Raw genomic sequence first — 13,564 nt, forward strand, 5'->3', positions numbered from 1 at the left:
CCAAAAAAATATGACAGTCACAAATGAGTGGTTATCCACATACCTAGGTGGATAAAGTGTGTATAGTTTGTTAGTAAATTCCAAATTAACTGAAAAATTAATGTGGAAAATGTGTACAATTTTATCCACAGGTTATATATCGAAAAATGTTGTCGAAAAATTTTATGAAAAATCCTCAAAGAGGTGAAAGAAATTGAAACTATTTTTACCAAATGAATATGTGAAAAATGTATATCATGTTCAACCAGAAGATTTAAAAAAACGTGGGATTAAAGGCGTTATTACTGACTTAGATAACACTTTAATTGAATGGGATCGTCCCAATGCAACACCGCAACTTGAAAAATGGTTCTTGGAAATGAAAGAGCAAGGCATTCAAGTAACGGTCGTTTCAAATAATAATGAGCAACGTGTAAAAGATTTTGCTGATCCATTAGGTATTCCATTTATTCATAGTGCACGTAAACCATTTGTTCGCGCATTTAAGCGTGCGATACAAGAGATGCGTTTGCAGCCAGATGAAGTTGTAGTAATTGGAGATCAGTTACTGACGGACGTGCTTGGTGGCAACCGAGTAGGCCTTCATACAATTTTAGTTGTACCGGTAGCACAAACGGACGGATTAGTAACGCGTTTTAATCGAAAAATTGAACGAAGAATTATGAAAAATATGAAGAAAAAAGGTTTAATTAACTGGGAGGAATAAAGTTTGACTGAAACAATTAAATGTATTGGTTGCGGTGTAGAAATTCAAACAGAAAATAAAAACGAAGTGGGGTATGCTCCTGCCTCATCTTTAGAGAAAGAACAAGTTATTTGTCAACGTTGTTTTCGCTTGAAGCATTACAATGAAATTCAAGATGTATCGTTAACAGATGATGACTTCCTACGCATTTTAAATGGAATTGGAAAATCAGATGCATTAGTAGTCAAAATTGTAGATATTTTTGATTTTAATGGTAGCTGGTTACCTGGCTTACATCGTTTCGTAGGGAATAATAAAGTATTACTTGTTGGAAATAAAGCTGATTTAATTCCAAAGTCAGTAAAACATGATAAAGTAAAACATTGGATGCGCTATAGTGCAAAGCAGCTAGGATTAAAACCAGAAGATGTCTTTTTAATTAGTGCAGCGAAGGGACAAGGAATCGCTGAACTAGCAGATGCTATTGAGTATTATCGCGGCGGCAAAGATGTTTATGTTGTCGGATGTACGAATGTAGGGAAATCGACATTTATTAATCGTATGATTAAAGAATTTAGTGATGAGACTGAAAATGTAATTACAACATCTCATTTCCCAGGAACAACACTTGATTTAATTGATATTCCATTGGACGAAGAGTCTTCTTTATATGATACGCCAGGTATTATTAACCACCACCAAATGGCTCATTATGTTGGAAAGCAAAGCTTAAAGCTTATTACACCAACAAAAGAAATTAAGCCGATGGTATTCCAATTAAATGAAGAACAAACGTTATTCTTTAGTGGGTTGGCACGTTTTGATTATGTAAGTGGTGGTCGTCGTGCATTTACTTGTCACTTCTCGAATCGCTTAACAATCCATCGTACAAAGCTTGAGAAAGCAGATGAATTATATAAAAATCATGCCGGGGATTTACTAAGCCCACCAACGCCAGAAGAATTAGCAAATATGCCTGAGCTAGTGAAATACGAATTTAATATTCGTGAACCTAAAACGGATGTTGTATTCTCTGGATTAGGATGGGTTACTGTGAACGAACCAGGAGCAAAAATTGTTGCACACGTACCAAAAGGAGTAAGTGTTTCACTACGTAAATCTTTAATTTAATATGGAGAGGGATTTATGAAACAATTATATGGTGTAATCGGAAATCCAATTGGACATTCATTATCACCCGTTATGCATAACGATGCATTTGAACACTTGAATATGGATGCCCATTATCATGCGTTCCTTGTTGAAGAGGAATTGCTAGGGGAAGCAGTAAGAGGTTTAAAAGCATTAGGTATTTCAGGATTTAATGTAACAACTCCGCACAAGGTTGCTATTATGGAGTATTTGGATGAGATTGACCCATTGGCAAGGAAAATCGGTGCAGTAAATACAGTGGTTCATAAGGATGGAAGATTAATTGGCTATAACACAGACGGGATTGGTTTTGTTCGAGCGCTGCAGTCAATTAGTAATGAACCACTTCAAGGGAAACGTATTTTGTTACTTGGTTCAGGTGGTGCTAGCCGAGCTATTTATTTTTCTCTTGCTGATGTAGGTGTAAAAGAGATTGATGTAGCCAATCGTACAGTAGATAAGGCGAAGGAACTTATTGCTGCACGTACGGCCGATGTTAATTCTGTTGCTTTGTCGTTAGAAAAAGCGACAGAAGAACAAGGAAATTATGATATTATCATTCAGACGACAACGATAGGTATGCATCCACACGTAGAACATACGCCATTACAAATTTGTTCGTTAAAAAAAGGAACGATTGTATCAGATATAATTTATAATCCATTTGAAACGAAAATTTTATGTGAGGCAAAAGAGCAAGGCGCAATCATTCAAAATGGTATTGATATGTTTGTTTATCAAGGAGCACTTGCATTTGAAATGTGGACAGGACGCACGCCAAATATCGAGAGAATGAAACAATTAGTTATAGAAAAGCTTGGAGGCTAACATATATGTTAACAGGAAAACAAAAAAGATTTTTACGTGCACAAGCACATCATTTAACACCAATTTTTCAAGTAGGAAAAGGCGGAGTAAATGAAAATATGATTAAACAAATCGCAGATACTTTAGAAGCTCGTGAGTTATTTAAAGTAAGTGTATTACAAAACTGTGAATTTGATCGCCGTGAGGTTGCGGAAGAACTTGCAAAAGGTGCACGTGCTGAAATCGTTCAAGTAATTGGAAGCACAATCGTTTTATACAAAGAATCAAGAGAAAATAAACAAATTAAGCTTCCTCGATAAAAAGACTAGCATGCGCTATTTTTATCGTTTATGCGTAATGATGTAGAGAGCGAAACCAATTGAACTTTTATTAATAGCAACTCTCTTCATTCCTAACCGAGGAGAGTTGCTGTATGTAAAAGGAAGGGGCGTTTCTTTTGAGAAAAATTGGCATCATTGGCGGTACATTTGATCCGCCTCACTATGGACATTTGCTAATTGCAAATGAAGTATATCATGCTTTGAACTTGGAAGAAGTATGGTTCTTGCCAAACCAGATTCCGCCACATAAACAAGGGCGGAATATTACAAGTGTAGAAAGTCGTTTACATATGTTAGAGCTCGCGACTGAGGCAGAAGAGCACTTTTCTATTTGTTTAGAAGAGCTAAGTAGGAAGGGCCCATCTTATACGTATGACACTATGTTACAATTGACGAAGAAGTATCCGGATGTGCAGTTTCACTTTATTATTGGTGGGGATATGGTTGAGTATTTACCGAAGTGGCATAACATTGAAGCTTTACTTAATCTTGTAACGTTTGTTGGAGTTGCAAGACCTGGGTATACATTGCATACACCATATAAGATTACTACAGTGGAAATTCCGGAATTTGCAGTTTCTTCATCCTTATTACGTGAGAGATATAAGGAGAAGAAAACGTGTAAATATTTACTTCCCGAAAAAGTACAGGTATATATCGAGAGGAATGGGTTGTATGAATCGTGAGAATGCACTGCATATTGTCAAACAACAAATGCATGAAAAACGTTATATACACACAATTGGTGTAATGGAGACAGCGATTGAGCTTGCTAAGTTATACAGTGTGGACGAAAAAAAAGCAGAGATGGCAGCTATATTCCATGATTATGCGAAATGTAGAGCAATTTCAGAGATGGAAGAAATTATTAAACGTGAAGATTTGCCGAAAGACTTACTTTGCTATAACAAAGAGTTATGGCATGCACCTGTTGGGGCATACTTAGTAGAAAAAGAAGTAGGCATTACGGATTCTGAAATTTTGCAAGCTATTACATATCATACAAGTGGTCATGAGAATATGACGATGTTAGATAAAGTGATTTATGTAGCTGATTACATTGAACCTGGGCGAAAGTTTCCAGGAGTGGAAGAGGCTCGTAAACTCGCATATACGGATATAAATCAAGCTTTATTATTTGCGTTAAAGAGAACAATTCAATTTTTAATGGAAAAAAATCAGACGATTTATCCATTAACATTCCAAACATACAATGCAGTTATCAAGGAGGAAATGAGTAAATGAACGATAAAGATTTATTAGTATTAGCGGCAAAAGCAGCTGATGATAAGAGAGCAGAAGATATGGTTGTCCTAAATATGCAAGGTATTTCACCAATTGCAGATTATTTCATTATTTGTCACGGAAATTCAGACAAACAAGTGCAAGCAATTGCACGTGAAATTAAATCAAAAGCACATGAGTTCCAAATCGACGTACAACGTATGGAAGGGTTTGACGAAGCACGTTGGGTATTAGTTGATCTTGGAGATGTAGTTGCTCATGTATTCCATAAAGATGAGCGTAATCACTATAATTTAGAGCGTCTATGGGGCGATGTGCCACGTGAAGATATTACAGAAGAGTTAGGCCAATGAAATACGAACAATTTGCATTGTTGTACGACGAACTAATGAATGATGTCCCTTATGATAAATGGGTGGAATTTACAGAGGAAAGTTTACAGCAGGCAGATATGAAAGAGGCAAAAATTCTTGATGTAGCATGCGGTACGGGTAATGTAACCCTGCCGCTTGTGCAAAAGGGTTACGATTTAATAGGTGTCGATCTTTCAGAAGAAATGTTAACAGTCGCTCAGCAAAAACTAGGAGGAGAGGGATACTTTATTCCTTTTTATCAACAAGACATGCGAGAGCTTGATGTTCCAGGTGAGTTTGATTGTGTAACCATCTTTTGTGATTCGTTAAATTATGTATTGCAAGAAGATGGAGTACAAGAAACATTTAGAAGAGTATTTCACCATTTACGTCAAGATGGTTTGTTTTTATTTGATGTACATTCTTTATATAAAATACATCATGTATTTCAAAATGAAACGTATACAGTGAATGGAGAAGAAATATCTCTTATTTGGAATTGCTTCCCTGGTGAAGAATCAAATAGTGTAGAGCATGATTTAACATTCTTTGTTCAAGATCCGGAAGAAGATGTGTACCATCGGTTTGACGAATGTCACGTGCAACGTGCATATCAAGTGGAAGAGTTAACGAAATGGCTTGAAGAAGCAGGTTTTACAGTGCTTCGTGTAACAGGTGATTTTGAGCGACTTGAAGTTACAGAACAAACAGAGCGTATTTTCTTCATGGCGAAGAAAAACGGATAAAAACAAAAGCAACCGAGAAGGTTGCTTTTGTTTTATAAAGAAGATGTATTTTTAGTTCTAGCATAATCTGAAGATTGTATGCGTAAAGTGTGGGAATAGTAGTTGAAGTGAAAATGTATTGTAAAAAAGTAAGTATTTATAAAAAGGATTTGGAATGAAAATGACGTATTTATTATGTGTGTTTATTGAATTGCTGATCAACGCATTCTAAATCTTCATCAAATTTTTCATGTGTTCGCTCGATTAACTTATGGAACATATCTCCAACGTGCTCTTCTAAAACCCGAATGCCCTCCCCAGTAACGCCGCCTTTCACGCAAACCTTTTCTTGTAAGGTAGGTAATGTGAAGATTTCTTTTTCAAGTAATTTCCCCATCCCCACGACCATTTCACTTACTAAAGTAGTAGCCTCTTCGTGTGTAATATTTGTTTTATCTACAGCAGCGTTAATGAAGCATTGTAGTAAATAACTAAAGAAAGCAGGACCGCAACTTGCTATATCAGATGAAACGCGCGTTATATCTTCTTCTATTACAAGAGGTGTAGAAATGTTTTTGAATAGACGAAGTAGTTTTTGTTGCCATTCTTCAGAGCAATTATCTCCAAATGTAAATAGTGAGGCGCCAGAGAGCGCGCGATTTGTGATACTTGGAATGATACGCGCGACGTGGCAAGGTACGAGAGTCTCTAATTGTGATGGAGATATTGGACTTGTAATAGAAACTAAGCACGTTTCATCAGAAAAATGTTCAGCGTATTTTTTTAGGATAGGGTATATATCTATCGGCTTGACACAAATAAAAATAAGTTGTGATTGTTCGATTACTTCCGGGATTGTTTTTGCTATATGAACAGAAGGGTATTTTTCTTTTATATGATATGCTTTTGCAGGCGTCCGATTAATGATTGTAAGGCACGAAGGTTTGACAGCACGGGTTTCTAAAAATGCATCGATTAGTATATTCCCCATGTTTCCTGTCCCTATAATTCCTATGTTCAAAGTTTCATCCCTCCTTCGTAACAGCTTTCTCCTAAACAATATGAATGATGTTATAAATTTATGATTAGAGGTGTAAAATGATGTGGGATTTTCCGAAAAAGTGGTTAGGTTTAGTAGCTATTATTGGAACTTTACTTTTTCTTGTTTTTTGGAAAACGAATCAGAGTGTAGAACGAATGCCTATTACAATGAATGTACAAGAGAAGGAGATCGAAAAAAAGGGTAAACCGAAAATATCGGATACAAAGGAACAGAAAAGAACAATTATAATTGATGTGAAAGGAGCGGTTAGTAAAGAAGGGGTATATGAAATGAAGGAAGGAGATCGCGTAAAGGACGCGGTTCAAAAGGCTGGTGGTTTTTTATCAGAAGTAGATATGAAAAAAGTGAATTTAGCACAAATTGTACAAGATCAAATGCTTCTTTATATACCGAGTAAAAATGAATCAGAACAAGGGGTGCTTACTTCTTCTAAGGAAGATGGCAAGATTCGAATAAATACAGCGGCGAAAGAACAACTAGAAAAAATTACAGGGATTGGCTCTCGAAAGGCAGAAAGTATTTTGAAATATCGAGAAGAACATGGTCCGTTTCAGAAAATAGAAGATTTATTAGAGATTGATGGGATTGGTGCGAAGTCTCTTGAAAAGATAAAAGATCAAATTATTATTCCGTAAAAGATTGACGAAGTTTTTCTTCTTTCGCTACACTACAAGTAGACAAAAAAGTAGGTGAAAAATATGGAACGAATTTCATGGGATCAATATTTTATGACGCAAAGCCATCTACTATCTTTGCGTAGTACATGTACAAGGCTTGCGGTAGGAGCGACAATCGTTCGCGATAAACGAATTATTGCTGGTGGATATAATGGTTCAATTAAAGGTGGCGTACATTGTATAGATGATGGTTGTTACGTAATCGATAATCATTGTGTTCGGACAATTCATGCCGAAATGAATGCTTTATTACAATGTGCCAAGTTTGGTGCGAAAACAGAGGAAGCAGAAATTTACGTTACGCATTTCCCTTGTTTACAATGTTGTAAGGCAATTATTCAAAGTGGTATTACAGCGGTTTATTATGCGCAGGATTATAAAAATCATCCATACGCCATAGAGTTATTTGAACAAGCGAATGTAACAGTGAAACACGTTCCGCTAGAATATGATATTGCTGCATTAGAGGATCAAAAACGTTATACAGAGTTGAAAGAATTATTTGTGTCTTTAGAAAAAGATAATTTATCAATGGAAGAATTACAGCATGTATTCACGAAAGCAAAAATGATGCTATAAGGAGTGAGTATAAGTTGCAAGAACAATGGGGGTATGTTGCAATCTCGTTTATAATAGGGATTGCAATTGCCTTTTCCTCGTCACTTTTATTGATAGTTTTTTGCCTCTTTTTAAATGTTTTCTTCTGTTTATATCGCACTTCGCGTAAAACCTTCATTTTTTGTATTGTAGCGTGCTTTAGTAGCGTTATATACACTTCCTATGTTCAAGTATGGAATAAGCCTCTAGGGAAGCCCTATGCAGTTACAAGAGGGGTTATACAAAACACACCGCTTGTTAATGGGGATCGCCTATCTTTTCAATTTGAAGATCAGAATAAAAATATAGTGCAGTTAAGTTATAGAATAAAATCAGCTTTGGAAAAGAAAAAAATGCAACAATTATACGCAGGGATATCATGTGTATTCGAGGGTGAGAGGAAAGAACCGGAAACAGCTCGGAATTTTCATGGTTTTAATTACCGTGATTATTTATACAAGCAACATATTCATTTCACATTTAAGGCTACATATATTTCTGAATGCTATAAAACATCATTGTCGCTCACGCAATGGATTCTTCTTTTAAGGCAACAAGCAATCTCGAAAGTTACAGAAATGTTTCCAGAGCAATCAGGTGCTTTTATGAATGCATTACTCTTTGGTGATAGACAACAAATGACGTTTGAAGTGGAAGAGCAATATCAACAATTTGGTCTTGTACATTTGTTAGCAATTTCAGGTTCACACATTGTATTGTTGATGGTGATAGTATATTTTATTTTGCTAAGAAGCGGTGCGACGAGGGAGGTAGCAACAATTTGCCTTATCATTTGTATTCCTTTGTATATGGTTTTAGCAGGGGCTTCACCCTCTGTTATAAGAGCTTCTATAACAGGGGTTTTGATGTTGATTGCTTTTATGTGCTCGATTCGTTTATCTAGTTTAGATGCTTTAAGTGTAACAGCTATATGTATGCTTATATATGACCCTTATCTTGTTTTTAATATTGGATTTCAGTTTTCTTTTGTAGGTAGCTTCGCTTTACTTTTGTCTGCTCCGTTATTGTTAGGGAGTAGCAACGGAGTAATCCGAAATTCTATTTATATTTCTATCATTTCACAGCTCGTTAGTACTCCGATTTTGTTATATCACTTTGGTTATTTTTCTCCATATAGCATTCTCCTCAATCTCTTATACGTTCCGTTTTTATCTATCATTGTATTACCATGTAGCATTATTATTTTACTGTGTATGCCAATTGTCCCGTTTCTCGCAAAAGGATTTGCGGATGTATTATCAATAGGCTTGAGTATGTCTAATGATTTTCTAAGTTATTGTGAAAGTTTACCATTTACCCAGCTTATCTTCGGGGAAACGCCCTTCAATCTTGTAGCTGTATATTGCGCGAGTATTGTCAGTATATTGATGGTTTGGGAAAGAAGAGCGCCGAAAAAAATGGTTTGTATAGTTGCGAGTGTATTTATTTTTATTAGCACATGTCATTATGTATATCCATATTTTAGAGGAAGCGGAAGTGTAACATTTATTGATGTTGGACAAGGTGATGCAATATTAATTCGCCTTCCGTATGATAAAGGGATTTATCTTATTGATACAGGTGGAACGCTTCGTGTGAATAAGGAAGAATGGCAACAAAAAAAGCATGAATTTTCTGTTGGGAATGATGTTTTAATACCCTTTTTACAAAAAGAAGGTATTAAAACAATTGATAAATTAATCGTAACGCATGGAGATGCAGATCATATAGGTGCTGCGCAAGAATTATTATCATATATACCTGTAAAAGAAGTGGTATTTGGCCGAAAGGGAAAAGATGCAGTATTAGAAAAAGTAGTCAAGAAACAGGCATTAGAAAAGGAAATGAAAATAACTGAAGTGGGGGAAGGGGCGAGTTGGAGTGTAAATGAAGCGGAATTTTTCGTTTTAGCTCCAAAAGGAAAAGAAAAAAGCGAAAATAACGCTTCAATTGTAATATGGGCAAAATTTGGAGGGTTGAAGTGGCTATTTACAGGCGATTTGGAAGAAGAAGGGGAAAAGATTTTAGTAGAGGTATATCCAGATTTACAAGTGGATGTTTTAAAAGTTGCTCATCATGGGAGTAATACGTCATCTATAGAGCCTTTTTTGAACGTCATACAGCCTCGTGTAGCGATTATATCTGTTGGTAAGCAGAATAGGTATGGACACCCGCATAAAGAAGTGATAGAGCGTTTTGAGAAGATGGGGAGTGCGATATGGCGCACGGACAAGCAAGGTGCTATTTCCTATGTTTTTAAAGGGGAAAATGGAACCTTTAAAAGTAAAATCACATATGATAAAACACATAATAGATGAAAAAGAGAAGACTGCCATGAAGTGGCAGTCTTTAAGAACCGATAAATTTAATAACAGTTGCAATGATGAAAAGTGTTGCGAAAAAACCAAATGAGACGATAAATCCTACCCCTGAATCAATAGCGTCATTGCGTTTACTTTGAACGTTTTGTTCAAAATCATTCATTTAGAATCCCTCCCCAACATTCCACTTTAGTATAAAATATTGTCAGAAAAAAATCTACAATTTCCATATGAAGAGAAAACGAGCTTTTTTGCTACTTTTAAATCATGAAGTAATGTGAGTTTTTCGTTTCCAAGCATGTTAACAGTTGGCACTTATACTCAAATTTTTATTGCGAATAATAAAGGGAAGGTGATTACCGCACACCAATAAGAAACCCGGGGCTTATTGCGTGGCGTTTAATATAAATAAAGGGACGGGTTATAAAGCCTGTTCCTTTGTACTTGTAAAACAAAAGCTAGGGCATTAGTATAAATATATATTGCCAAGTTAGGGAGTAGGAAAAAGTATGAGTGATATACATAAAAAAATTAAAAAGAAACAGTTTGCTCCGTTATATTTACTATATGGAACGGAAGCTTTTTTTATAAATGAAACGATAAAGCTTATTACGACAGAAGCACTTGAAGAAGAAGATCGAGAGTTTAATGTTGTGACATACGATTTAGAAGAAGCGTATTTAGAAGATGTGGTTGAGGATGCGCGTACGCTTCCTTTCTTCGGAGAACGGAAAGTACTGTTAATAAAATCACCGCTATTTTTGACTTCGCAAAAAGAAAAGTTAGAGCAAAATATAAAAATTTTAGAAGAATACATTGGTGAACCTTCTCCATTTTCTATTCTTGTTTTTGTTGCGCCTTACGAAAAACTTGATGAGCGAAAAAAAATTACAAAACTATTAAAGAAAACAGCAGATGTAGTAGAAGCAAATGCGATGCAAATACAGGATGTTCAGAAGTGGATTGTTGCTCGTGCAGATGAAGTGCATGTGCATATTGATAACACGGCTGTTAGTTTGTTGCTAGAGCTTGTGGGAAGTAATGTAACAATGTTGGCGAAGGAAATGGACAAGTTAACGTTATACGTTGGTATGGGCGGAGAGATTACGACGAAACTTGTTGCAGAGCTTGTACCAAAATCCGTTGAGCAAAATGTATTCGCTTTGACAGAAAAAGTGGTGAAAAAAGATATTGCAGGTGCAATGCAAATTTTGGATGGATTATTTACGCAGCAGGAAGAGCCGATTAAATTGCTTGCGTTATTAGTGAGTCAATTCCGCTTGTTGTATCAAGTGAAAGAGCTACAGCAACGTGGTTATGGACAAAATCAAATTGCGTCTCATATTGGTGTACATCCGTATCGCGTGAAGTTGGCAATGAATCAAACGAAGTTTTTCTCTTTTGAAGAATTAAAAAAAGTGATTATAGAATTAGCGGAAGCTGATTATAGTATGAAGACGGGAAAGATGGATAAGAAACTTGTGCTCGAGTTTTTCTTAATGCGATTAAATCATATGTGATGACACAAAAAAGTTCATGTACTAAGTACATGAACTTTTTTGTATATAAAAAAACGATCCAAATGGATCGTTTTTTAAACGCCTTACGCGTTTACTTGTTTCGCTAAGCGAGATTTTTGACGAGCTGCAGCGTTTTGGTGGATAAGACCTTTACGAGCTGCTTTGTCAAGTTTTTTAGAAGCAGTTTTGAAAGCTTCTTTAGCATTTTCAAGATCGTTATTAGTAACTAAAGCTTCTACAGTTTTAACAGCAGAACGCATGTCAGACTTGATAGAAGCGTTATGTGCACGACGCTCTTCGCTAAGTTTAGCGCGTTTGATAGCAGATTTGATGTTTGCCATACTTTTCACCTCCCTGGTGCAATCGAATGACTCGATTCTTACATAGAACAAGTGATATTCTATCAAACGGTGAAGAGAATTGCAATAGTATATCCATGAAATTTCACGTAAAGGAAAGAATGACCTTATATAACTTTGGGAAATCTAACGATATTTACTATGAATTACGGAGGAGATACGATGAAAGAACCATTAGATTTAAGTAAATATAGCATTAGAACTGACCTTGCTGTAGAAGCCCATCAAATGTTGCAAGAAAGCCAAGAGGAACAAAAAGGGATACAGGGAGTTATTGTAAAAGAGAGAGAAGAAGAGGGGACTATAGTTACAAAAGTAACAATTGATGAAGCTGCCTCTGAAGCGATGGGTAAAAAGCCTGGAAATTATTTAACGCTTGAAGTTCAAGGTATACGTCAGCAAGATACAGAACTTCAACAAAAAGTGGAGCGTATTTTTGCAAAAGAATTTTCTAATTTCTTAGAAGAGGTTGGCGTTACAAAAGAAGCAAGCTGTTTAATTGTAGGTCTTGGGAATTGGAATGTAACACCAGATGCTCTTGGACCGATAGTTGTAGAAAATGTATTAGTAACGAGACATTTGTTTCAATTACAGCCTGAAAGTGTAGAAGAAGGGTTTAGGCCTGTTAGTGCAATTCGGCCGGGGGTAATGGGAATTACAGGGATCGAAACGAGCGATGTTATTTATGGGATTATTGAGAAGACGAACCCGGACTTTGTAATTGCGATTGACGCATTAGCTGCCCGTTCTATTGAACGAGTAAATAGCACGATACAAATTTCTGATACTGGAATTCATCCCGGATCGGGGGTTGGGAATAAACGTAAAGAACTAAGTAAAGACACATTAGGTATCCCTGTAATCGCGATTGGTGTTCCGACTGTGGTCGATGCTGTTTCGATTACAAGTGATACGATTGATTTTATTTTGAAACATTTCGGCCGAGAGATGAAAGAAGGAAATAAACCTTCACGCTCTTTGTTACCAGCGGGATTTTCATTTGGAGAAAAGAAAAAATTAACGGAAGAAGATATGCCGGATGAAAAGAGCAGAAATATGTTTTTAGGTGCTGTTGGCACGTTGGGAGAAGAAGAAAAAAGAAGGCTGATTTATGAAGTGCTATCTCCTCTTGGTCATAATTTAATGGTAACCCCAAAAGAAGTAGATACTTTTATTGAGGATATGGCGAATGTAATAGCGAGTGGTTTAAATGCGGCGCTGCATCATCAAATTGATCAAGATAATACGGGAGCATATACACATTGAGGGGAACAGATGATTATCGTTTGAGTCGCTTTACGCTTTTGTGTATATGTAGTGTGGCTTTATGTTTACTTATGATGATAGCAGGAGTGGCACTTGCTAATCATGGTTTGAAAAGTATGAAAGGCTATCAGCAACTGTCATATGAACAAATAGCTCATATGACAGGGACAGAAAGTACAGGTGCTGAATCAGAAATTTTGGGTAGCTCGTTTTCGGCCTCAGAAAAACAACAACAGTTAGAACGTTTAAGAAGTTTTAATGTTGTAGAAGGAATTGGGATGGCAGTAGCAAGTGTAGCTTATGAAATGACGAAGTTCGGAACGGATATCGTTGTTGGGAAAATAAAAGGAATTTTTAGCTAAGAGTAACATGGGAGGCGGTTGTTTTACTGGTTTGTAAGACAGCCGTTTTAAAATTTGAAAAGGGTTTGTCTCTTATGGTTTATTCGCATAA

Annotated in this window: 17 protein-coding genes; 14 read left to right on the forward strand and 3 right to left on the reverse strand. The window is 36.2% G+C overall.

Annotated elements, in window-relative coordinates; genetic code table 11:
- The first annotated feature begins 193 nt into the window (after positions 1-193).
- The 8 genes from ACTFO4_RS02730 to ACTFO4_RS02765 all read left to right on the forward strand — a co-directional run bounded on the left by ACTFO4_RS02730 (position 194) and on the right by ACTFO4_RS02765 (position 5,329).
- Complete coding sequence (locus ACTFO4_RS02730; protein WP_000765314.1) at positions 194-706, forward strand: YqeG family HAD IIIA-type phosphatase; 513 nt, start codon at positions 194-196, stop codon at positions 704-706.
- Positions 707-709: 3 nt separating this feature from the next.
- Positions 710-1,816: a ribosome biogenesis GTPase YqeH gene (gene yqeH / locus ACTFO4_RS02735; protein ID WP_000140799.1), complete on the forward strand. Its 1,107-nt coding sequence runs from the start codon at positions 710-712 to the stop codon at positions 1,814-1,816.
- Between the two features lie 15 nt (positions 1,817-1,831).
- Entirely contained in the window at positions 1,832-2,665 is an 834-nt protein-coding gene (gene aroE / locus ACTFO4_RS02740; protein ID WP_000812076.1) for a shikimate dehydrogenase, read from the forward strand.
- Between the two features lie 5 nt (positions 2,666-2,670).
- A complete protein-coding gene (yhbY, locus tag ACTFO4_RS02745) occupies positions 2,671-2,964 on the forward strand; it encodes a ribosome assembly RNA-binding protein YhbY (RefSeq protein WP_000955224.1) in 294 nt (97 codons plus the stop codon).
- Positions 2,965-3,101: 137 nt separating this feature from the next.
- On the forward strand, positions 3,102-3,671 hold the full coding sequence (gene nadD, locus ACTFO4_RS02750; protein WP_440013174.1) for a nicotinate-nucleotide adenylyltransferase: 570 nt from the start codon (positions 3,102-3,104) through the stop codon (positions 3,669-3,671).
- Complete coding sequence (gene yqeK / locus ACTFO4_RS02755) at positions 3,661-4,230, forward strand: bis(5'-nucleosyl)-tetraphosphatase (symmetrical) YqeK (RefSeq protein ID WP_061457713.1); 570 nt, start codon at positions 3,661-3,663, stop codon at positions 4,228-4,230. Before nadD ends, yqeK begins: the two co-directional genes overlap by 11 nt.
- A complete protein-coding gene (gene rsfS / locus ACTFO4_RS02760; protein ID WP_000998173.1) occupies positions 4,227-4,583 on the forward strand; it encodes a ribosome silencing factor in 357 nt (118 codons plus the stop codon). Before yqeK ends, rsfS begins: the two co-directional genes overlap by 4 nt.
- Complete coding sequence (locus ACTFO4_RS02765) at positions 4,580-5,329, forward strand: class I SAM-dependent methyltransferase (RefSeq protein WP_000873069.1); 750 nt, start codon at positions 4,580-4,582, stop codon at positions 5,327-5,329. The genes rsfS and ACTFO4_RS02765 overlap by 4 nt, the downstream gene beginning before the upstream one ends.
- Positions 5,330-5,501: 172 nt before the next feature.
- Here ACTFO4_RS02765 and comER read toward each other — a convergent pair whose 3' ends face one another.
- Complete coding sequence (gene comER / locus ACTFO4_RS02770) at positions 5,502-6,329, reverse strand: late competence protein ComER (RefSeq protein WP_001020554.1); 828 nt, start codon at positions 6,327-6,329, stop codon at positions 5,502-5,504.
- Between the two features lie 77 nt (positions 6,330-6,406).
- Here comER and ACTFO4_RS02775 point away from each other — a divergent pair, with 77 nt between their 5' ends.
- The 3 genes from ACTFO4_RS02775 to ACTFO4_RS02785 all read left to right on the forward strand — a co-directional run bounded on the left by ACTFO4_RS02775 (position 6,407) and on the right by ACTFO4_RS02785 (position 9,963).
- Positions 6,407-7,006, forward strand: coding sequence for a helix-hairpin-helix domain-containing protein (locus ACTFO4_RS02775; protein WP_000989932.1), 600 nt, complete (start codon positions 6,407-6,409; stop codon positions 7,004-7,006).
- Between the two features lie 63 nt (positions 7,007-7,069).
- A complete protein-coding gene (locus ACTFO4_RS02780; protein ID WP_000439770.1) occupies positions 7,070-7,627 on the forward strand; it encodes a ComE operon protein 2 in 558 nt (185 codons plus the stop codon).
- A gap of 14 nt (positions 7,628-7,641) precedes the next feature.
- Positions 7,642-9,963 carry a DNA internalization-related competence protein ComEC/Rec2 gene (locus ACTFO4_RS02785; RefSeq protein WP_440013172.1) on the forward strand — a complete coding sequence of 774 codons (2,322 nt, stop codon included), beginning with the start codon at positions 7,642-7,644 and terminating at the stop codon, positions 9,961-9,963.
- 31 nt (positions 9,964-9,994) lie between these two features.
- On the opposite strand, the gene ACTFO4_RS02790 is transcribed toward ACTFO4_RS02785, so the two are convergent.
- Positions 9,995-10,129 carry a YqzM family protein gene (locus tag ACTFO4_RS02790; protein ID WP_000997609.1) on the reverse strand — a complete coding sequence of 45 codons (135 nt, stop codon included), beginning with the start codon at positions 10,127-10,129 and terminating at the stop codon, positions 9,995-9,997.
- A gap of 346 nt (positions 10,130-10,475) precedes the next feature.
- Here ACTFO4_RS02790 and holA point away from each other — a divergent pair, with 346 nt between their 5' ends.
- Positions 10,476-11,486 (forward strand): DNA polymerase III subunit delta, encoded by a 1,011-nt coding sequence (gene holA, locus ACTFO4_RS02795; RefSeq protein ID WP_001279917.1) that lies wholly within the window; start codon positions 10,476-10,478, stop codon positions 11,484-11,486.
- Positions 11,487-11,569: 83 nt separating this feature from the next.
- Here the strand turns inward: holA and rpsT are convergent, their stop codons facing one another.
- Positions 11,570-11,827 (reverse strand): 30S ribosomal protein S20, encoded by a 258-nt coding sequence (gene rpsT / locus ACTFO4_RS02800; protein WP_001274011.1) that lies wholly within the window; start codon positions 11,825-11,827, stop codon positions 11,570-11,572.
- Between the two features lie 180 nt (positions 11,828-12,007).
- On the opposite strand from rpsT, the gene gpr reads away from it, so the two are divergent.
- The gene (gene gpr, locus ACTFO4_RS02805) at positions 12,008-13,111 is read left to right on the forward strand and encodes a GPR endopeptidase (protein WP_440013168.1); all 1,104 of its coding nucleotides are present in this window, start codon (positions 12,008-12,010) and stop codon (positions 13,109-13,111) included.
- Positions 13,108-13,473, forward strand: coding sequence for a YqxA family protein (locus tag ACTFO4_RS02810; protein ID WP_001215037.1), 366 nt, complete (start codon positions 13,108-13,110; stop codon positions 13,471-13,473). Before gpr ends, ACTFO4_RS02810 begins: the two co-directional genes overlap by 4 nt.
- Positions 13,474-13,564 lie beyond the last annotated feature (91 nt).

Origin of the sequence: Bacillus cereus group sp. MYBKT14-1 (assembly GCF_051915185.1) — a bacterium.
GTDB lineage: Bacteria > Bacillota > Bacilli > Bacillales > Bacillaceae_G > Bacillus_A > Bacillus_A cereus.

Excerpts from the sequence above, each read along its gene's own strand:
- gpr (WP_440013168.1), top strand. The coding sequence starts at position 12,008 with ATGAAAGAACCATTAGATTTAAGTAAATATAGCATTAGAACTGACCTT.
- ACTFO4_RS02765 (WP_000873069.1), top strand. The coding sequence starts at position 4,580 with ATGAAATACGAACAATTTGCATTGTTGTACGACGAACTAATGAATGAT.
- ACTFO4_RS02790 (WP_000997609.1), bottom strand. The coding sequence starts at position 10,129 with ATGAATGATTTTGAACAAAACGTTCAAAGTAAACGCAATGACGCTATT.
- yqeK (WP_061457713.1), top strand. The coding sequence starts at position 3,661 with ATGAATCGTGAGAATGCACTGCATATTGTCAAACAACAAATGCATGAA.
- yhbY (WP_000955224.1), top strand. The coding sequence starts at position 2,671 with ATGTTAACAGGAAAACAAAAAAGATTTTTACGTGCACAAGCACATCAT.
- rpsT (WP_001274011.1), bottom strand. The coding sequence starts at position 11,827 with ATGGCAAACATCAAATCTGCTATCAAACGCGCTAAACTTAGCGAAGAG.
- ACTFO4_RS02775 (WP_000989932.1), top strand. The coding sequence starts at position 6,407 with ATGATGTGGGATTTTCCGAAAAAGTGGTTAGGTTTAGTAGCTATTATT.
- aroE (WP_000812076.1), top strand. The coding sequence starts at position 1,832 with ATGAAACAATTATATGGTGTAATCGGAAATCCAATTGGACATTCATTA.
- holA (WP_001279917.1), top strand. The coding sequence starts at position 10,476 with ATGAGTGATATACATAAAAAAATTAAAAAGAAACAGTTTGCTCCGTTA.
- rsfS (WP_000998173.1), top strand. The coding sequence starts at position 4,227 with ATGAACGATAAAGATTTATTAGTATTAGCGGCAAAAGCAGCTGATGAT.
- ACTFO4_RS02780 (WP_000439770.1), top strand. The coding sequence starts at position 7,070 with ATGGAACGAATTTCATGGGATCAATATTTTATGACGCAAAGCCATCTA.